This window comes from Marinobacter sp. V032 (assembly GCF_052645435.1).
This window is the reverse complement of sequence record NZ_JBQXYE010000004.1, coordinates 56,789-76,614: the sequence shown is the minus strand read 5'-3', so window position 1 is coordinate 76,614 and position 19,826 is coordinate 56,789. Positions and strand designations below refer to the sequence as shown.

Here is a 19,826-nt window from a genome sequence, read left to right as displayed (position 1 = left end):
TTGATGTCGCTCATTTCTTCCCGGCAAACTCACGGTGCATTTACTTGAGTTTTAGCTATTCTCACAATTACGCTTGTTCAATTAATCTCAGAATCAGCGCTTTTACTAACATCACCCTCTCGCCAAAGAGGAAGACGGAGGATATGGCATGGCGATTCAATCGCGGCGCAGTGAGGACGGCCGAACACTGGTTATCAGTATTGATGGCCGATTTGATTTCAGCTCTCACCAGAGTTTTCGCGATGCCTATGAACATGGCGATCAGCAAGTGAACGATTATGTGATCGACATGTCAGACACAACCTACCTCGACAGCTCGGCTCTGGGCATGTTGTTGTTGCTCAGGGATTATGCCGGCGGGGATGCCGGTCGGGTACGCATCGAAAACTGCAACAGTGATGTAAAACGCATTCTGTCGATTTCGAACTTCGAGCAGTTATTTTCCATAAAGTAGACCTGAGAGGCGCCGATTGGAAAGTCCGGACATGGATGAAAGGGCAAACAGCGTCGACGCGGCATCGGAGGCAGACGAGGCGGATGGCGATCCGCTAAGGATCATCATCGCTGATGACAGTCACAGTGATCGCCTGATCCTGCAGGCGATGGTGCGCCGGCTCGGGCACCAGGTCATACTGGCTGAAGACGGCTACGAAGCCGTGGAGCTTTTCCGCGAACACCATCCCCAAATTGTATTGCTTGATGTGATGATGCCGCGCATGGACGGGATGGACGCGGCCCGCCATATTAAAGCGCTGGCGGGTGACACGCTGGTTCCGGTGATTTTTCTCACATCCCTGTCTGATGCCGATGCGCTGGCCCGCTGCCTTGAAGCGGGCGGCGACGACTTTCTGTCCAAGCCTTACAACCGCACCATCATCGAAGCCAAAATCAACGCCTTCAACCGGATGCGCTTGATGCACCGGACCCTGAGTGTTCAGCGTGATCTTATCCGGGCTCACAATGAGCAATTGCTGACAGAGCAGGATATCGCACGCAGGGTATTCGAGAATATTGCGCACACCGGTTGTCTGGATGCGCCGAATATCAACTATCACGTTTCCCCAATGTCGGTTTTCAACGGCGATATCCTCTTCGCCTGTCCTCGGCCATCTGGCGGAATGAATGTGCTCATTGGTGACTTTACCGGTCATGGCTTGCCAGCCGCGATTGGGGCAATGCCGGTTGCCGAAATATTCTATGGCATGACCAGCAAGGGTTTTCACAGCGGAGATGTGCTTCGGGAAATCAACCAGAAGCTCGTCCGGATCCTGCCCAGTGATATGTTCTGTTGTGCTGCGTTTATGGAGTTCGATTTCCACAGCGGCAGCGTGAATGTCTGGAACGGTGGCCTGCCAGCCGGCTTCCTGCTGCGCAAAAATGGCCGCCGCGATTCGCTGCCCTCTACCCATCTTCCTCTTGGCGTGCTGTCGCCTGAACGCTTTTCAGCGGAGGTCCAGCAATACCGGGTCAATGTGGGCGATACGGTATTGTTTGCAACAGATGGCGTACTGGAAGCGGAGAACCATGACGCGGATATGTTCGGTGATGCCCGCTTGCATGCGGCGCTGGATAGCGCGTCGGGCCAGCGTCCGCCGCTCAGGGCCTTGTTGGACAGTGTCAGCGACTTTACCGGTGACCAGCAAAGCAGTGATGACCTGACGCTGGTCTCCGTTGATATTGTGCCGGCAGCTGATCTTGAAGAATTGCCTTTGCGGGTAGCCGCTTCAGCGCTGAGCGGCCCTGCACACTGGGTATGCGAGTATGAAGTCACCGGCGAGACTCTGGCGAACTTCAATCCCTTACCGCTGTTGCTTCACATCTGCATGGAAGTACCGGCCTTGCGACGCAGCAGTGGGGAGGTGTATACGGTCTTGTCAGAGCTTTATACCAACGCCCTTGAGCACGGGGTTCTGGAGCTGCCATCTGACTGGAAGGATTCAGCTGAGGGCTTCGGGCGCTACTATGCAGAGCGCGAACGCAGGTTGAAATCGACTGGCGGACATCGTATCCGCTTCCGGCTGGAACATGAGACCACGGGGAAAGAAGGGCGCCTTAAAGTAATCTGTCAGGATACCGGCGCCGGCTTTAACTATACTGACCAAAAGAGATCCGCTCTGGATCATGATGGATACACAGGGCGGGGCCTCGCGCTGGTGCGACATCTGTGTACAAGTGTCCGCCACCTGGGCGCGGGGAACGAAGTTGAGGCAGAATATCACTGGTCATTGAACCGGCAGCCGGATGTTAAGGGATCGCCGGATAACGAGTCCCGATAGCTCGCCTTGTTTGCAAATTGAGCTGGCCGAAGAGTCGGGACGATAATGTGGAGGTGATCATGAATAAAAAACCGCATCTCGATGATGAAGCGCTATCAGAGCTGCGCGATGTCATGGAGGACGAGTTTGATGTGTTGATCAGAACCTACCTGTCAGATTCCGGCGAACGTATCGATATCTTGCGTTCGGCCCTTTCCAGCCGTGATTCACAGGCGTTCACCCACTCCGCACACAGCTTCAAGGGTAGTTGTATCAACATCGGTGCCCCCCGCTTGGGCGCACTCTGCTCCGAGGCGGAGATTGCCGGCAGGGAAGAGCGCATTGATGATGCTGCCCACCTGCTGGATGATATCCAAAGTGAGTTTCTGACCGTTCGCCAGTTACTTGAACAAACCCTTCTGCGATAACCACCCTCTGGTCCGTACCTTGTTACGGTGTTGGCACCCTAATTGCTGAACTCTGAATAATCGTCTTTATCTGAGCCCAAGCGGCAAGGGGTTGCCATGTCTGGAATATTGCTGACGCCAGCAAGTCTGAAACCCGAGCAAAATCTCGACCGACCGCGCCAGGATCTGGCTTCCGATCAGGCCTCCGAGGGATTTGATGCGGTTTCAGCCCGAGAGAAGCAGCGTCTCGAAGACCGCGCGACCGAAAGCCGGCGCGCTGATCAGCGAGCGCAGGATGCCCGTATTGAAGATCAGCGCCTTGCCGACAGGCGAGCGGCACGCGACGATCAAAGGGATGCAATTGCTGACAAACGAGCGGATGCCAAAACGAAAGGCGCATCCGATAGCAATGCGCGGGACGAAGCGCGGCCCGCAGCGGAATCACGGCAACCCGAAGACACGTCGCGGCAGGAATCTGCCGAGACCCGGGCAGAGAAAGAGGATACCGAAGCCACTGAAGCCCAGGGCCAGGCCGTGGCTGAGGGCGATCAGGAAAAACCTGAGTCTCCGGATGATGAAACCGTGGTGCCTTTGTTTATGAACAGCCCCACGCAACTGACGAACGGGCAGACCGGCAAAATCGCAACCGGCACCACGCCAACGGGTAGTGCGGCGATGGCCCCTATGGCTGCCGGCACCACCCAGCAGTCTCCAGTTGCTATGGCGCTGAAAGCGGGTAAAGGCGGTGGCGAAGGCTTGCCATCCGAATCGGGCGAAACTCTCAAAGGCCTTCTGGGCAAATCAACCGCGGCTGGAGAGGGCAAGGGAATTGAATTTTCCGCTCAGCTTAATCGGCTTCAGGGAGGTGCTGAGTCCGCGTCAAAGTCTGGCCCTGCATCCTTGCAGCAGGCGCAGGGAGCCAAGGAAGTACTGGCGCCACTGAAAAGCTATTCCACCAGCATCGACCTGCCGGTTCAGCATGCTGAATGGGGCGAGAAAGTGGCCGGTAAGCTGGCCTGGCTGACCACTCAGCGTATGTCAGTGGCAGAAATACACATTACGCCCCCGGATTTCGGGCCTATGGAAGTACGGGTTCAGGTTCACAACGATCAGGCTAACGTCGCTATCCACGCGAGTCATTCAGTGGTCAGGGATCAACTTGAGCTTAACGGTCACCGTCTGCGGGATATGCTGCAGGACAGTGGCCTGACGCTCGAGCGTTTTGAGGTTTCTGTTGATGCCTCGGGTCAGGGCCAGCGAGACAGTGCCGGAGAAGGCACCGGGACACACGGCGAAGGTGTTGTGGGTAATGGCGATATGGCAGCACTCGACCAGGATGATGGCGCCGCACTTTCCGGATCGCTGGATTTGAGCTGGCGCGGAGAGGTTGACCTGTACGCCTGATCGCAGCCGATTGCCTGGCTGGGCCACTCAGCTGATCCATCCCGCCCGAAAGGCGATGACCCACCCCATATTACCAACCCGATTCAGGTTTCTGACTCGGGTTTTGTTTTTTCTCTGCGCGGTTCTTTCATTCGGGCGGTTTATGTCTGATGATTCAGACGCTAAACTTCTGTTTTCAATAAGTGTCTGGCATCAAAGCACGTGTGGCTGCGAGTCTCATGGATAAGGGCCGTCTGGTATTTTTCCTTCAACATCGAAGACTGGCCCGTAACTTGCTGCTACCTTGTTAAATAGCCCTTCATTCGCCCGAAAGTGACGGAAAACTGACTGACCACTATGGCCGAAAATAAAGAGAACGCGCCGGCAGGCGGCAAGAGCAAACTGAAGCTCATTATTATTCTGACGCTGGTGGTGCTGATGGCCGTTGGCTTATCGGTTGCCGGTACATACTGGCTTCTGAAAGGGGATTCAGATAGCGGAAGTGATGCGGCTGACAGCGACGAGCCGGCGGAAGAAGTATTTGTTCCCAGCCGGTACCTGACGATCGAAAAGCCCTTCATCGTTACCTTGACGGCTGACGGACGTCAGCGTTACATGCAGATATTTGTTGCTTTCCAAAGCCGGGACCAGGCTGCACTGGATGCGGCAGAAACGCACATGCCACTGATTCGCAGCCGGTTGTTGAGTTTATTTGGTGGTCAGGATTTTGCGGCGATGCAAACGGTTGAGGGTAAGCAGCAACTGCTGGCCGATACGCTATCCGCCGTCAACGGTGTACTTGAACAGGAAGGCGCGTCGCCTGTTGACCGTATTCTGTTCGAGAACTTTGTACTGCAATAATTATTCACCCGGTCCGTCCGTTTTGGATGAACCTGTGAGGTCGGGAATCAGGTATGCAGGATTTACTGTCACAAGATGAAATCGACGCGCTACTCCATGGTGTCGATGATGGTGACATCGACACCTACGATGAGGCCGATGAAGCTGGCGTAAAAGACTACGATCTTGCCAGTCAGGATCGTATTGTTCGTGGCCGGATGCCAACGCTTGAAATGATCAATGAGCGTTTTGCCCGTTACACCCGAATCAGTCTTTTCAATCTGTTGCGTCGTAACGCCGATGTGTCCACCGGCGGTATTCAGATCATGAAGTTCGGCGAGTATGTCCATACCCTTTATGTGCCGACCAGTCTGAACCTGATAAAAATGCGGCCCCTTCGCGGCACAGGTTTGTTTATCCTCGATGCCAAGCTGGTGTTCAAGCTGGTTGATAATTTCTTTGGTGGGGAAGGCCGGCACGCGAAGATCGAGGGCCGGGAGTTTACTCCGACAGAGATTCGCATCGTCCAGATGATGCTGGACCAGGTTTTCATTGATATGCGGGAAGCCTGGAGCGCGGTGCTCAAAATTGATTTCGAATACCTCAGTTCTGAGGTGAATCCGGCGATGGCCAATATCGTCAGCCCCAGCGAAGTGGTGGTCGTCAGTACTTTCCATATCGAGCTGGACGGTGGCGGTGGCGAGCTGCACATGGCATTTCCCTATTCGATGATCGAGCCCATCCGTGATGTGCTGGACGCTGGCGTGCAGAGTGACGTTGATGATGTCGATGAACGTTGGGTTAACGCCCTTCAGGAAGATGTCAGAGCGGTCAGCGTGCCGATTAATACCACGGTTTGCAGGCGAAAAATGTCGTTGCGGGAGCTGGCAAAGCTAAAAGCCGGTGATGTGATTCCGGTTGAGATGCCCGAAGACCTCACGGTCACCGCCAATGGTATTCCCATTTACCGTGCCCAACTGGGTACGCGCGACGGTAATCTGGCACTGAGAATTACCGGCAAGACCCCTCGGCCCCAGGTCAAAAAACAATTGAAGGTGAATAGAGATGGCTGAAGATGACAAAAAGAACGCCGAAGAGATGAGCGAAGACGAGAAGCTCGCGGCGGAGTGGGAGGCAGCCATGACCGAGTCCGGTGACGAGAGTGAGGGATCCGATGCATCCGGAACCGGTGAGCTTGGTGATGAGTGGGCAGCCGCAATGGAAGAAGCCGGTGAAGGTAAGAGCGGCGCCTCGGCCGTGAAGGCAGCTCCCATGGAAGAGTTTGCTGAAGAGGAAGCCTCAGTCGGGCACGGCCCTTCGCCCGATCTTGACGTGATACTGGATATTCCGGTCACTATTTCGATGGAAGTGGGCAATACCCAGATTCCGATCCGCAACCTGCTGCAGCTCAACCAGGGGTCTGTGATCGAACTGGACCGGCTGGCGGGCGAGCCACTTGACGTCTTGGTCAACGGTACGCTGATCGCTCACGGCGAAGTGGTCATGGTAAACGAAAAGTTCGGCATCCGGCTGACGGACGTCATCAGTCCGGGTGAGCGCATCAAGCGACTTTCAAAATAACAATTCACGACCATTAGCCCGCCCACAGCGTCACTGTATTAGTTCGGGGGTGGGCTAGCGGATCGGAGGAACGACATTGCAACGGATCTTCTCGCTCGGTTTACTGCTTGCCAGCCTGCCGGCATGGGCCGAGGAAACCGCGACGCTTGCCGCAAAGGCAGGCGAGCCACCTGTACGTCATGGTCCCGACAACCTTGTTTCGATGTTAAGCCTCGGGTTGGGGCTGGTCGCTGTTATTGCCCTGATATTCATATGCGCCTGGCTGGTTAAGCGCATGACCGGTCTGACGGGCATGAATAACCAGGCTATGAAAATTGTGAGCGTGCTGGCCGTTGGTGCCCGTGAAAGAATTGCACTGGTCGATGTCGGTGGTACCCAGATTCTGGTAGGCATCACGCCATCGGCGATCCGGACCCTTCATGTATTTGATGAGCCGGTGGTGACCAAAGGCGGTTCGCCGGCCGACAGCGATTTTGCCAAACGTCTGCAGGCGATGGTGGGCCGCCACTGGCAAGGCAAGTCTGCAAGTGATTCCCCAATTGACGACGATCCACGCGGAGGCAAGGCATGAGCCGCTTGAGTCGCCTGTTGCCTCTGATCCTGACGTCGCTCCCACTGTTGCTTCTGGCTATGCCGGCACAAGCGGACATGCCCGGCATTCCTGCAATCACCATGACACCGGGTGAAGGCGAGGCACAGGAATATTCGGTGACCCTGCAGGTGTTGGCGCTGATGACCGCGCTGACTTTCCTGCCAGCGATGCTGATGATGATGACGTCGTTTACCCGGATCATCATCGTGTTTTCGATTTTGCGGCAGGCGCTGGGTCTGCAGTCCACTCCATCCAACCAGATTCTTCTGGGGCTTACCCTGTTCCTCACTATATTTATCATGGCGCCGGTATTTCAGGAGGTTAACAGGGCAGCCCTGCAGCCGTATCTGGCAGAAGAAATGGCGCCGCTTGAGGCAGTAGAAGCCGCCAGTGAGCCGTTCCGCAAGTTCATGCTGGCCCAAACACGGGAAAGTGACCTTGCCCTGTTCACCCGAATGGCAGACGTCACCTACCAGACGCCGGATGATGTCGACTTCTTTGTGTTGATGCCGGCTTTCGTGACCAGTGAGTTGAAAACCGCGTTCCAGATTGGCTTTATTCTGTTTATTCCGTTTCTGATTATCGACATGGTGGTCGCCAGCGTACTCATGGCGATGGGTATGATGATGCTGTCGCCCATCATTATTTCCTTACCATTCAAAATCATGCTTTTCGTGTTGGTAGATGGCTGGGCGCTCATCATGGGTACACTGGCGGCCAGTTATGGTTTATAGCCAGCAACAGGAGACTGGACAATGACTCCGGAAACCGTAATCGACATAATGCGTCAGGCGCTGTGGATGATCGTTCTGCTCTCAGCGGTGATTATAGGGCCGGGGCTGGTCGTCGGTCTTATCGTCAGTACCTTCCAGGCGGCTACGCAGATTAACGAGCAGACACTCAGTTTTCTGCCGCGTTTGCTGATCACGCTGATGATGATTATTTTCGCCGGCCCCTGGATGCTGACGCAGCTGCTGGACCATGCCCGCACGCTGATCATGAATATCCCTTATCTGATTGGCTGACCTGATGGGCTTCGAAGTCAGTGCCGATATGGTCGGTCAGTGGGTCGGGCAGCATCTTTGGCCATTGTTCCGGATTGCCAGTTTCATGATGGTGATCCCGTTTGTGGGCTCGGGGCTGGTGCCGACGCGAATCCGGCTCGGTCTGGCACTGCTGATGACCATTCTCATCGTGCCGATGATTGGCGATGTTCCCCGTGTCGATGCGCTGAGTGCCGATGCAGTGGTGATCACCATCAATCAGGTGATGATCGGCGCGGGCATGGGGTTTGCGCTGACCGTGCTGTTCCAGTTGTTTGTGGTGGCCGGTCAGATGATAGCCATGCAGATGGGGCTCGGTTTCGCCTCCATGGTGGACCCGGCAAACGGCATCAACGTGCCCATACTGGCCCAGATTTATACCATCACCATCACCTTGCTGTTTTTGGCCATGAATGGCCATCTGGTGGCGTTCGAGGTTTTTATCGAAAGCTTCAGAACCATCCCTATCGGCATGTCAGGTCTGGGGCCGGACGCCTTTTGGGCATTGGCACACCGGGTCAGTTGGATGTTTGTATCGGCCATGTTGCTGGCGCTGCCAGCGGTAACCGCCGTGCTGATCGTCACTATCTCGTTTGGTGTCATGACCCGTGCGGCCCCGCAAATGAACATCTTTTCGCTCGGTTTCCCGATAGGTTTGTTGTTTGGTCTGTTTGCCATCTGGGTACTGCATACCAACTTTGTGCCTCACTTCGAACAATACACATCTGAAACGTTTGACTTCATGCGTTCGTTACAGGGGCTACCCTGAATGAACAGGTTCACTCTGTCTTTCAACGACCGGTGTGTCCGTCATGGCTGAAGAAAACGACAACAGTCAGGAAAAGACCGAAGAGGCCACCCCCCGAAGGCTTGAAAAGTCCCGGGAGGATGGCCAGACGGCGCGTTCCAAAGAACTGGCGACCATGGCGGTACTGCTGGCCGGTGCCGCGAGTCTGTTGATATTTGGCAGCAGCCTCGGGGCCTCACTCGAGAGCATCATGCGCCACAGCTTCGAGTTTGAGCGCCTGGTGGCATTTGACACCAACTACATGGCGCTCTTTCTGCTGCAGTCCGCAAAAGAGGCCGCATGGGCGTTGGCGCCCATCATGCTGGTGTTATTGATTGCGGCGATAGTGGGGCCGATCGGCATTGGTGGTCTGTTATTCAGTGGCAAGGCGATTGCGCCCAAACTGAACCGCATGGACCCGATGAAAGGTCTGAAGCGAATGTTCTCCGCAAGGGCTCTGGTGGAGCTGGTCAAGGCAGTCGCCAAAGTCGCGTTGGTGCTGGTGATAGCCATTGTTATTCTGGATCTGCGCACTGAAGATTTACTGGCGATCGCTGAAGAGCCAGCCGTTCCGGCGATGGAGCATGTGCTTTGGACGCTGGGCTGGAGTTTCTTTTTGCTGTCCTGCGCGACCATCATTATCGCGGCGATTGATGTACCGTTTCAGATCTATGATCACAACAAAAAGCTGCGGATGACCAAGCAGGAAGTCAAAGACGAGTTCAAGGACACGGAAGGCAAGCCGGAAGTAAAAGGCCGTATTCGTCAGTTGCAACGCGAAATGGCACAGCGCCGGATGATGCAGGATGTGCCGACGGCTGATGTGGTGATCACCAACCCGACCCACTATGCGGTTGCCCTGAAATACGATCAGAGCAAGATGGCGGCGCCGATTGTGGTCGCCAAAGGCGCCGATCAGGTGGCATTCAAAATTATGGAGATCGCCCGCGAACACAAGGTCGATATCATGCGCACGCCACCGCTGACGCGAGCGGTCTATCATAACACGGCCATTGGAGGTGAAATTCCTGCGGGGCTTTATGTTGCGATCGCGCAGGTGCTTGCTTATCTCTATCAGCTGCGTCGCTTCCGCCGCGGGCAGGGCGAACGACCGGGAATGCCGGACCTGCCTATCCCGGGTGATTTGCGCAGTGATACGTAAGAGGGCGACCAACCTGTGACGAACGTCTCCGCATCAGGTTTCAGACGGCGGCTCTGATTACCCGGACCAGTGGCTCGCCGCGACTGTGAGGAATGGCTAATCGGTCATACCAGTTTTCCGGATTAATCACCGAGACATCTGAAAATCCCAACTCTGTCAGGTGGCGCTTTGCGCTGTCCTCATCACTGAAATGAAAGCTGACCTGGGCTCTGGTGATAGTCCCAAGTGCCGATTTGAGCAAATTCAAGCCGGTTCCAAACAGGCTGGGCCCGGGTTGCAGGTAAGTCTCTGACAGGTACTCAGACCCCCTGCGCTGTTCAAGCACTGGTACCAGGCGCTGCCAGAAGCGACTGATGTTCTCTAAAGAGAAATAGCTCGTCAGGCCCTCAGTAATTATCAGCACCGGGCCATCTGCATCGAATTCGGCTTTGATGAGCGCTTCGATGCTGAGCGGGCCGGATTCTGCAAAAATATCGACCGGCCGAACCTGGTGTTGCGCATCAAGATAACCCTCGCTGCGCAGATAGGCTTCCTTTCGCGCTGCCATGGCGGGCAGGTCCGCTTCGACCATATGGATCTGAGGGAAACGTTTGCGCAAGCGAATGCCGCGAGGGGACAGTCCGCATGCCACTTCAAGGACCTGGGTGACCTGACGGTTGTTGATAGCGTCGGCAATCAGTTCATCGATAATCAAATGGCGCTGGAGCAGAAAAATGCGGATATTGCCGCCGGCAAGCATCTGACTTGCGCCTTCGAACGGCGTAAGCAGGCTGTAGAGGGCGTGGCCAGTGGTGGGCGTGAGGCCGGCTTCCGACAATCCGTTGTGTTGCCAGACGGCGCTGGTGTATAGCGCAGTAAAACTGATGCCGGTGCTTTTTATAGGTGGGTGCATAGCAGGTGCTCCTTGAGAGTCCGGCGTCCATGAGCATGGGGTGTCTTTTCCCCATGCGCAGGACGCCGAAGGATACCGCTATTCTGACTGAGCGTTGCCGGGTTCCGGAATGGTTTCATCGCCCCAGCCGCTGCGGCTGCCGGGCAAAATCAGGTTCAGGGCAATCGCGACCAGGCCGCAAAGGGCGATCCCTTCTACCTGGCCAATGACCATGCCACCGATCCCGAATACCAGCGTCACGCCGGTGATTACCAGATTACGGGCTTCCGAAAGGTCAACCTGGTGGCGGATCAGCGTATTCAGGCCAACAACCGCAATAGAGCCAAACAGCAGGCACAGGATGCCACCCATAACAGGGACGGGAATGGTCTGCAGCGCTGCACCGAACTTGCCGATAAAGGCCAGAACGACCGCCGTTACCGCTGCCCACACCATAATGCGGGGGTTGAAATTGCGGGTTAGCATGACCGCGCCGGTGACTTCGGAGTAAGTGGTATTAGGCGGCCCACCTACCAGTGCTGCAGCGCTTGTCGCAACGCCATCACCCAGCAAGGTGCGATGCAGCCCGGGCTTCTTGAGGTAGTCCTTGCCGGTAACCGTGCCAATCGCCAACACATCGCCGATATGTTCAATGGCAGGGGCGATAGCGACCGGAATCATGAACAGAATCGCAGCCCAGCTGAACTCCGGTGCCGCAAACGCAGGAATGCCGAGCCATGGCGCAGCCTGAATCGCCGAGGTATCTACAATACCCATGATAGCCGATAGCGCGTAGCCGGTGATGACACCGAACATAATCGGAATCAGGCGGAAGATACCTTTGGCCATCACAGCGAAAGCGACAGTGGTGGCCAGTGAGATCATCGCAATCCAGATCGCAATATCGTAAGGCACGAGCTGCGCGCTGCCATCGCCGGCTTTGCCCATTGCCATATTGACGGCGACTGGCGCCAGTCCGAGACCAATCACCATAATCACCGGGCCGATTACAACCGGTGGTAACAAGCGGTTCAGAAACCCGGTGCCTTTAAGACGCACCAGACCGCTCAGGATCATATAGAGCACACCGGCGGCGACCAGCCCGCCCATGGTTTCCTCAATGCCAAACCGGGCCTTGGAGGCAATGATCGGCGCGATAAAGGCGAACGACGAGGCGAGGAAAATCGGAATCTGACCGCCGGTAATCAGTTGGAAGAGCAGGGTGCCGACACCGGCGGTGAACAAAGCCACGTTGGGGTCCATACCGGTGATAAGGGGCATCAGCACCAATGCGCCAAACGCAACCAGCAACATCTGGGATCCGGCAAGTGCCTCTCGCCATACGGGTTCGTTGGAAGTTTGCTGCATGCTTAGCTGTCCTTTTGTTTGGTGCCGAAGATCTTGTCACCGGCATCGCCGAGACCCGGAAGAATGTATCCCTTTTCATTAAGCCGCTGATCGACCGAAGCGGTATAGATGGACACATCAGGATGGGCTTCCAGCACTTTGGCTACACCTTCCGGTGCGGCGACAAGGATCAGCGCCCGGATTTCAGTGCTGCCGGCCTTTTTGAGTAGGTCGATTGTTGAAATCAGTGAACCGCCCGTTGCCAGCATGGGGTCGATAATGACCGCCATCCGCTGATCCAGTTCGCCCACCAGCTTTTCCAGATAGGTGCTGGCTTCAAGGGTTTCTTCGTTACGCACCTGGCCGACCACACTGACGCGTGCTCCGGGAATCAGTGACAGTACGCCATCCAGCATGCCCATGCCCGCCCGCAGGATCGGTACGATGGTGACCTTTTTACCGCGCAGGCGTTCGACTTCTACCGGTCCGGCCCAGCCTTCAATCGTTTCTTTTTCAAGCTCAAAGTCTTTGGTGGCCTCATAGGTCAGCAGGGCGCCGACCTCCTGAGCCAACTCGCGAAAGTTTTTGGTGCTGATGTCGGCGCGGCGCATCAGGCCAAGTTTATGGCGGATCAGGGGGTGTTGAACCTCATGGACGGGCATGGCTCACCTTATGTTCAGGAGTACGTGGGGATGTCTGGTCATGACACCTGCTGATGGCAATCAGATGGCGTTATGACTCGAATTGGCGTCAAGGATACCGCACTTGTGATGGTTTCGTCAGCGGCCGGTTTTCCGAAGGTTCGCTCGCGTTGGTATGGATCGTGCAATCACCTGTCGGTATGCAGGTATGTCGTCAAAAAAACGACAGACCAAACGCTGGCAATCGTTGTAACCGGAGATAAACAGGGAATGGACAGAGCGCTCGTCCTGAATAACGTCAAATCTATGGCGAACGGCAGTCTCGGTATTCCGATACTGCTGATGGCGCTGCTCGGCATGATGATTCTGCCGATGCCGGTCTTCCTGCTGGACGTGCTGTTTACCTTCAATATCACCCTGTCTATCGTCATTCTGCTGGTTGGTGTGTATGCACTGCGCCCAATGGAATTTGCGGCCTTTCCGACGGTTCTGCTGGTAGCCACGTTGCTGCGTCTGGCGTTGAACGTTGCCTCTACGCGAATTGTTCTGCTGCACGGCCATGAAGGCGGCGCTTCTGCCGGTAAGGTGATCGAGTCCTTTGGTGAAGTGCTCATCGGCGGCAACTATGCGGTCGGTATCGTGGTGTTTGCGATCCTGATGATCATCAACTTCATGGTTGTCACCAAAGGCGCTGGCCGGGTGTCGGAAGTGAGCGCCCGATTTACCCTGGATGCCATGCCCGGCAAGCAGATGGCTATCGACGCTGACCTGAACGCCGGCCTGATTAATCAGGACGACGCAAAGGCCCGCCGGTCCGAGATCGCGCAGGAAGCTGACTTCTACGGTTCAATGGACGGTGCCAGCAAGTTCGTAAAAGGTGACGCAGTTGCAGGCCTGCTGATTCTGGCGATCAACCTTGTAGGTGGTGTCGCCATTGGCATGATGCAACACGATCTGTCGTTCGCTGACGCCATGCGCAATTATGCACTTCTGACCATTGGTGACGGTCTGGTCGCCCAGATTCCGTCGCTGTTGCTGTCGACTGCAGCTGCCATCATGGTGACGCGCGTCACCTCCAGTCAGGACATGGGTCAGCAGATCCTGTCCCAGATGTTCACAGCACCTCGGGCTTTGGCTATTGCCGCTGCCATCCTTATTATTCTGGGTGTCATTCCGGGTATGCCGCACATTGCGTTTCTCGGCCTGGGTTTTCTTTCCGCTGGTACGGCATACCTGATCTGGAAGAAGCAGGCCCAGACCGAAGAAGACGACAGCGTATTCCCGGCCCGCGGCGGAACCGGTGTACCCCGCACAGCATCGCCGGCAGCGGGACCTCACGGTGGCGAAGGCGCACCCCATGCATTGCCCGGGCCTTCTGAAAATAGAGAGCTGGGTTGGGATGATGTCGCCACGGTCGATATCGTTGGGCTTGAGGTGGGGTATCGCCTCATTCCGCTGGTGGACAAGACCCAGGGTGGGCAACTGCTGACCCGTATTAAAGGTGTGCGCAAGAAGCTGTCGCAGGATCTCGGCTTTTTGATGCCTTCGGTTCATATTCGCGACAACCTGGACCTGATGCCAAACGTTTACCGCATTACGTTGATGGGGGTCACGCTGGCTGAAGCCGAGATTCATCCTGATCGCGAACTGGCGATCGACCCGGGGCAGGTGTTCGGCAAAATTGAGGGCATCGAAGGCAAAGATCCGGCGTTTGGTCTGGATGCCTCGTGGATTGAACCGGACAAAAAAGATCAGGCGCAAACGCTGGGGTATACCGTAGTGGATGCCAGCACCGTGGTGGCGACGCACCTCAACCAGATCCTTCAGAAGCATGCCCATGAGCTGCTGGGACATGAAGAGGTCCAGAAGTGGCTGGAACAACTTGAAAAAATCTCGCCAAAGCTTGCAGAGGAATTGGTTCCAACCACGCTCACCATCAGTCTGCTGCTGAAAGTACTGCAAAGCCTGCTGAAAGAAGAAGTGCCGATCCGCGACATGCGCTCGATTGCCGAGGCCATCGTTAACGTGCAGCCGAAAACCCAGGACGCACGTGTACTGACTACAGCCGCCCGCCAGGCACTGCGGCGGATGATCGTCCAGAGCATCAGCGGCAGTGATTCTGAAATCCCTGTGATCACGCTAGATCCAGAGTTGGAACAGATGTTGCTGAAGTCAGTGCAACAGAGTCAACAATCTGGCGGCCAGGATGATATTGGCCTGGTGCTTGAGCCCAATATGGTTGAAAAGCTGCAGCGGTCATTACAGGACGCCGCCCAGCGCCAGGAAATGATGGGCAAGCCAGCAATACTGCTGGTCTCGGCCCCGCTCAGGCATGCGATGGCGCGGTTCGCCAGCTACGGAATTGAACGCCTGCACGTTCTGTCTTATCAGGAAGTGCCGGATAACAAACAGATTACGATTGTCGCATCGGTCGGCCAGTAAAAGGTCGTAAAGAACAGCGGCGCCGGATAACCGGCACCACCGGAGGTAGCTCACCATGAAAGTAAAACGGTTCTTTGCATCAACTATGACAGAAGCCCTGAAGATGGTGCGTCTGGATATGGGCGAAGACGCAGTTATTCTTTCAAACCGTCGGGTAGACGGTGGCGTCGAAATTGTGACGGCACTGAACTACGACGAAAATCTGGCGCGTCAGCGTTTGGGCAGCGCCGCCATGGAAGCGACCAACGGCTCGCAACTGGCGGAAATGCAGGCTGACCAGCACCTGCGGCTGGAGCAGGAGCTCGAGCGCTCGCGGGATCGCATTCGCGATATTCGTGGGCGTCGTCAGATCAAGCAACCCGTGCCGGACTTCTCAATGCCGGAGGATAACGCGCCTGCTGCGCCTGAACCCCAGCAGGATGCGACCCAGGTTGCACTCGAGGCCATGCGGGCAGAGCTGCACAATCTGCGGGACATGGTCAGCGGTCGTGCGCCCGACTCTTCCGCCACCCAACCCGCATCCGTCTCCAAGGCGCTTGATGCCAGTCAGCAGCGATTGCGTGAGCGTCTGGAAGAGTTCGGTCTTTCGTCCAAGCTGGCGGCGACCCTCTCGCACAATCACGGTTCCGGTCGTCTTGACGAAGGTTGGAAGAAAGCGCTGAGAACACTGGCCGCCGGGGTTAAAACCCAGCAGCAGGAAGTCATTGAAGAGGGCGGTATTGTGGCACTGGTCGGCCCTACCGGTTCCGGCAAGACGACAACTATCGGCAAGATGGCGGCACGTTACGTGTTGCGTCACGGTGCTGACTCAATTGCACTGGTCACTACCGATCGCTACCGGGTCGCGGCCCACGAGCAGTTATTTGTGTTTGGCCGCATACTGAACGTGCCGGTAAGGGTTGTTGACGAAAGCCACTCGCTGGATCAGATTCTTGATGACCTGTCGGATAAACGACTGGTCTTGATTGACACTGCAGGCCTGACTCAATCAGACCGGGGGCACCAGGAGCAACTGAATGAACTTGCTTCCAGCTACCACCCGGTGCGCCCATACCTGGTGCTGGCGGCGACCAGTCAGCCGCGTATTATGAAATCCACATGGCATTGCTATAAGATGGCGAATCCGGCGGGCTGCATCATGACCAAACTTGATGAAGCACTGACACTTGGCGAAGTACTTGGATTTGCTATGGAAACCGGGCTTCGGGTGGCGTACTTTACAGATGGCCAGAAGATTCCGGAGGATATCCATTCGGCGCAGGCCGTATCGCTCGTCAAGTTGGGTGTCGAAAGGTTGCGCGAAGCGCGGGAGCTTGCGCCTGCCGCCGAAGGTGCCTGACCGGAAACAATGATGGCGCAGAAACAGAACGTACAGGGATAAAGTACAGGAATAACGCCGGCTGACAGATATCGGATGTCTGGAGTAAAACAGGCGCGAGACTACAAAAGTAGCTGGCACAGCGCCGGCCATATGGATCCAATTCGTCGTGAGAGACCGCATCCGGTATGAGTAGAGCAAACCCGGTTCAGGTAATCGCCGTATCAGGCGGCAAGGGAGGCGTTGGCAAGAGCAATGTCTCTGTCAATCTGGCTATTGCACTGGCCCAGATGGGGCGCAGGGTTGTCGTACTGGATGCTGATCTTGGCCTGGGAAATATCGACGTACTGCTGGGTGTCACCGCAACGCACAATCTCTCTGACGTCCTGTCGGGGGAGTGCAGCCTGAAGGATGTCCTGGTTGATGGCCCGGGCGGTATAAAAATTGTGCCGGCCTCGTCAGGCACTCAGCGCATGACGCAGCTGTCATCCATGGAGCACGCCGGACTGATTAATGCTTTTAGCGAATTGGGCGATCAGATCGATGTTCTGATTGTTGACACCGCTGCCGGTATTTCCGAATCTGTAGTGAGTTTTCTGCGTGCCTCGCAGGAACTTCTGCTGGTCGTCTGCGATGAACCCACTTCCATTACTGATGCCTACGCCTTGATAAAGCTGATGAATCGGGATTACGGCACCAACCGTTTTCGTATTCTTGCCAATCAGGTACGCAATGAGCAGGAAGGAAAGCACCTCTATGAAAAGCTCACGCGGGTAACCGAACGTTTCCTTGATGTTGGGCTACAATATGTAGGCATAGTGCCTTATGACGAGGCGGTCAAAAAATCGGTGCAACGTCAACGCGCAGTGCTTGACGCCTATCCTCGCGCCAAAGCCTCACTTGCTATCAAGGCGCTGGCCCAAAAGGTGGACGCATGGCCATTGCCATCCTCGCCGCGCGGGCATCTTGAGTTCTTCATTGAACGTCTGGTAGATGCCTGAGACTGTGCCCCATCCCAAGAGCACAGCCGCATGAAGGTCGTCTGAACAATAACAGGTAATCCGGACTCATGACGTTGGTAAAAAGCCTGGGAATCTATAATCGTACCGGCGAACGCGGTCCCCATCAGCTCGTTGAGCAACATGCGCCGCTCGTCAAAAAAATCGCCCTTCACCTGCTCGCCCGTTTGCCGGCGTCAGTGCAGCTTGAAGACCTCATGCAGGCCGGAATGATCGGCTTGCTTGAAGCCGCCCAGAAATACGAGGCAACCAAAGGCGCCTCTTTCGAAACCTATGCCGGCATCCGCATTCGCGGTTCCATTGTTGACGAAATCCGCAAAGGCGATTGGGTGCCTCGTTCCGTCCATCGCAATGCCCGTCGTGTCGCCCAGGCTATCCGCACCGTTGAAAACCGCAAAGGGCGTGAAGCCCAGGATGCTGAAGTGGCGGACGAGCTGGAAATGTCCCTCGACGAATACTACTCATGCCTCGCTGATAGCAGCGGCGGCCGATTATTTAGTCTCGATGAGCTAAATGAATCGGGCGAGCTGCCGATAGACGATGTAGATGCCGTTGCGGATGCGCCCTACGAAAACATTTCTTCAGGTGCGTTTCGCAAGAATCTGGCCGAGGCTATTGATGAGCTTCCCGAGCGGGAGAAGCTGGTGCTCAATCTTTATTATCAGGAAGAACTGAACCTGAAAGAGATTGGTGCTGTTATCGGGGTCAGTGAGAGTCGGGTAAGTCAGATACACAGCCAGGCGGCTTTGAGGCTCAAGTCCAGGCTGGCGGATTGGCAAGACGAATTAAGTACCTGAAATTTTTAGCGTTTGGTAACTAATTTCATACAGATTGCACTGCTCTTAACGAATAGACTGTGCTTTTGGATATGACTGCTAGACTTGGTTGCAAGGTCATAACCCCTTGCATTGCGGACTGTAATCAGTGGAGGTCCCATTGGACAAGAACATGAAAATACTCATCGTGGACGACTTTTCCACGATGCGTCGGATCATCAAGAACCTGCTGCGGGATCTTGGCTTTACCAATACCGATGAAGCCGATGATGGCAACACCGCGCTGCCGATGCTGAAAAGCGGCAAGTATGATTTCCTGGTGACCGACTGGAATATGCCCGGCATGTCCGGCTTCGAGTTGCTGGAAGCGGTAAGGGCTGATGATGCTTTGAAAAGCTTGCCAGTGCTGATGGTAACGGCAGAAGCCAAGCGCGATCAGATCGTTGCGGCGGCGCAGGCGGGGGTCAACGGTTATGTGGTCAAGCCATTTACGGCCGCTGTGCTGAAGGAAAAGATCGAGAAGATCTTCGAACGAATCCAGTCGTAAGCTGAGCGTCGATCATGAGCAAAAAAACGAACAATAAAGGCGCGCTTGATGCTGACGTTGTTGCAAAGCTGCACCTTCAGGCCGATCAGCTCAAAGAGCAGGTTGACGCCGGCAATTATGCTGCAGCGATGGGCCTGATCAACGAATTGAATGATGTGCGCGATCAGAGCCTTTATCAGGAAGTGGGGCGACTGACCCGGAGTCTGCACGAAGCCATTCGCAATTTTCAGATTGATCCGCAGAACGCCGAACAGGACGAAGCACTGTCGAAGATGTCAGATGCGTCCGATCGCCTTGCATACGTGGTGCAGATGACAGGCAAAGCGGCCAACCGCACGATGGATCTGGTCGAAGAGGCGATGCCCAAGGCGCAGGCCATGATCGAGCAGTCGCGAGCCTTTCGCGAAGAGTGGGCAAAGTTGCGCCGGCGTGAAATGAAAGCAGACGAGTTTCGCGAACTCTACCACCGCCTCGATCTTTATTTCGAGAAAACGGCGACTGACGCAGAAGTACTCTATGGCCACCTCTCCGAAATACTGCTGGCTCAGGATTTTCAGGACCTGACAGGTCAGGTGATTCAGAAAGTCACCGCGCTGGTGAAAGAAGTGGAAGATCAGATGTTGAGCCTGGTGGTGATGGCCAGCCATGTCGACAAGATCACCGGCACCGTGCATGAACTTGGCCCCGATGCATCCAAAAAATCGGGTATCGAGAAGGGCGAAGGCCCGCAAATGAATGCCGAAGTGCGCGAAGACGTCGTATCCGGGCAAGACGATGTTGATGACCTGCTGTCCAGTCTGGGATTTTGAGTGAGG

General features: G+C 55.6%; 21 protein-coding genes. 18 read left to right on the top strand and 3 right to left on the bottom strand.

The genetic code is table 11. From position 1 onward, the window contains the following. The first annotated feature begins 148 nt into the window (after positions 1-148). From ACUN9X_RS16215 to flhB, 12 genes are all read left to right on the top strand, one after another. Positions 149-454: an STAS domain-containing protein gene (locus ACUN9X_RS16215; RefSeq protein WP_260034864.1), complete on the top strand. Its 306-nt coding sequence runs from the start codon at positions 149-151 to the stop codon at positions 452-454. A gap of 31 nt (positions 455-485) precedes the next feature. Next, complete coding sequence (locus ACUN9X_RS16210) at positions 486-2,276, top strand: ATP-binding SpoIIE family protein phosphatase (protein WP_445473762.1); 1,791 nt, start codon at positions 486-488, stop codon at positions 2,274-2,276. Positions 2,277-2,335: 59 nt separating this feature from the next. Next, complete coding sequence (locus ACUN9X_RS16205) at positions 2,336-2,683, top strand: Hpt domain-containing protein (protein WP_260034867.1); 348 nt, start codon at positions 2,336-2,338, stop codon at positions 2,681-2,683. Positions 2,684-2,779: 96 nt separating this feature from the next. After that, positions 2,780-4,066, top strand: coding sequence for a flagellar hook-length control protein FliK (locus tag ACUN9X_RS16200; protein WP_445473761.1), 1,287 nt, complete (start codon positions 2,780-2,782; stop codon positions 4,064-4,066). 336 nt (positions 4,067-4,402) lie between these two features. Next, positions 4,403-4,906, top strand: a complete 504-nt coding sequence (locus ACUN9X_RS16195; RefSeq protein WP_260034871.1) for a flagellar basal body-associated FliL family protein — start codon at positions 4,403-4,405, stop codon at positions 4,904-4,906. Between the two features lie 53 nt (positions 4,907-4,959). Then, positions 4,960-5,958, top strand: a complete 999-nt coding sequence (fliM, locus tag ACUN9X_RS16190) for a flagellar motor switch protein FliM (RefSeq protein ID WP_260034873.1) — start codon at positions 4,960-4,962, stop codon at positions 5,956-5,958. Further along, on the top strand, positions 5,951-6,466 hold the full coding sequence (gene fliN / locus ACUN9X_RS16185; protein ID WP_260034875.1) for a flagellar motor switch protein FliN: 516 nt from the start codon (positions 5,951-5,953) through the stop codon (positions 6,464-6,466). Before fliM ends, fliN begins: the two co-directional genes overlap by 8 nt. 76 nt (positions 6,467-6,542) lie before the next feature. Further along, positions 6,543-7,037: a flagellar biosynthetic protein FliO gene (gene fliO, locus ACUN9X_RS16180; protein ID WP_260034877.1), complete on the top strand. Its 495-nt coding sequence runs from the start codon at positions 6,543-6,545 to the stop codon at positions 7,035-7,037. A gap of 5 nt (positions 7,038-7,042) precedes the next feature. After that, entirely contained in the window at positions 7,043-7,792 is a 750-nt protein-coding gene (fliP, locus tag ACUN9X_RS16175) for a flagellar type III secretion system pore protein FliP (RefSeq protein WP_279306977.1), read from the top strand. 21 nt (positions 7,793-7,813) lie between these two features. Further along, positions 7,814-8,083 carry a flagellar biosynthesis protein FliQ gene (fliQ, locus tag ACUN9X_RS16170; RefSeq protein WP_260034879.1) on the top strand — a complete coding sequence of 90 codons (270 nt, stop codon included), beginning with the start codon at positions 7,814-7,816 and terminating at the stop codon, positions 8,081-8,083. A 4-nt stretch (positions 8,084-8,087) separates the two neighbouring features. Continuing rightward, positions 8,088-8,870 carry a flagellar biosynthetic protein FliR gene (gene fliR / locus ACUN9X_RS16165; RefSeq protein WP_445473855.1) on the top strand — a complete coding sequence of 261 codons (783 nt, stop codon included), beginning with the start codon at positions 8,088-8,090 and terminating at the stop codon, positions 8,868-8,870. Between the two features lie 43 nt (positions 8,871-8,913). Further along, positions 8,914-10,050 (top strand): flagellar biosynthesis protein FlhB, encoded by a 1,137-nt coding sequence (gene flhB / locus ACUN9X_RS16160; RefSeq protein WP_445473760.1) that lies wholly within the window; start codon positions 8,914-8,916, stop codon positions 10,048-10,050. Between the two features lie 40 nt (positions 10,051-10,090). On the opposite strand, the gene ACUN9X_RS16155 is transcribed toward flhB, so the two are convergent. The 3 genes from ACUN9X_RS16155 to upp all read right to left on the bottom strand — a co-directional run bounded on the left by ACUN9X_RS16155 (position 10,091) and on the right by upp (position 12,930). Beyond that, on the bottom strand, positions 10,091-10,942 hold the full coding sequence (locus ACUN9X_RS16155; protein WP_445473759.1) for a class I SAM-dependent methyltransferase: 852 nt from the start codon (positions 10,940-10,942) through the stop codon (positions 10,091-10,093). A 78-nt stretch (positions 10,943-11,020) separates the two neighbouring features. Then, positions 11,021-12,289: a uracil-xanthine permease family protein gene (locus ACUN9X_RS16150; RefSeq protein ID WP_260034884.1), complete on the bottom strand. Its 1,269-nt coding sequence runs from the start codon at positions 12,287-12,289 to the stop codon at positions 11,021-11,023. Between the two features lie 2 nt (positions 12,290-12,291). Beyond that, the gene (gene upp, locus ACUN9X_RS16145) at positions 12,292-12,930 is read right to left on the bottom strand and encodes a uracil phosphoribosyltransferase (protein WP_260034885.1); all 639 of its coding nucleotides are present in this window, start codon (positions 12,928-12,930) and stop codon (positions 12,292-12,294) included. 249 nt (positions 12,931-13,179) lie between these two features. Here upp and flhA point away from each other — a divergent pair, with 249 nt between their 5' ends. From flhA to ACUN9X_RS16115, 6 genes are all read left to right on the top strand, one after another. After that, positions 13,180-15,351 (top strand): flagellar biosynthesis protein FlhA, encoded by a 2,172-nt coding sequence (gene flhA / locus ACUN9X_RS16140; RefSeq protein ID WP_445473758.1) that lies wholly within the window; start codon positions 13,180-13,182, stop codon positions 15,349-15,351. A gap of 55 nt (positions 15,352-15,406) precedes the next feature. Further along, positions 15,407-16,690: a flagellar biosynthesis protein FlhF gene (flhF, locus tag ACUN9X_RS16135; RefSeq protein ID WP_445473757.1), complete on the top strand. Its 1,284-nt coding sequence runs from the start codon at positions 15,407-15,409 to the stop codon at positions 16,688-16,690. Positions 16,691-16,857: 167 nt separating this feature from the next. Continuing rightward, entirely contained in the window at positions 16,858-17,670 is an 813-nt protein-coding gene (locus ACUN9X_RS16130; RefSeq protein WP_445473756.1) for a MinD/ParA family protein, read from the top strand. 68 nt (positions 17,671-17,738) lie between these two features. Continuing rightward, a complete protein-coding gene (locus ACUN9X_RS16125) occupies positions 17,739-18,485 on the top strand; it encodes an RNA polymerase sigma factor FliA (protein WP_445473755.1) in 747 nt (248 codons plus the stop codon). Positions 18,486-18,624: 139 nt separating this feature from the next. Then, entirely contained in the window at positions 18,625-19,011 is a 387-nt protein-coding gene (gene cheY / locus ACUN9X_RS16120; RefSeq protein WP_260034895.1) for a chemotaxis response regulator CheY, read from the top strand. A gap of 14 nt (positions 19,012-19,025) precedes the next feature. Further along, positions 19,026-19,820, top strand: a complete 795-nt coding sequence (locus ACUN9X_RS16115) for a protein phosphatase CheZ (protein WP_445473754.1) — start codon at positions 19,026-19,028, stop codon at positions 19,818-19,820. The last annotated feature ends 6 nt before the right edge of the window (positions 19,821-19,826 follow it).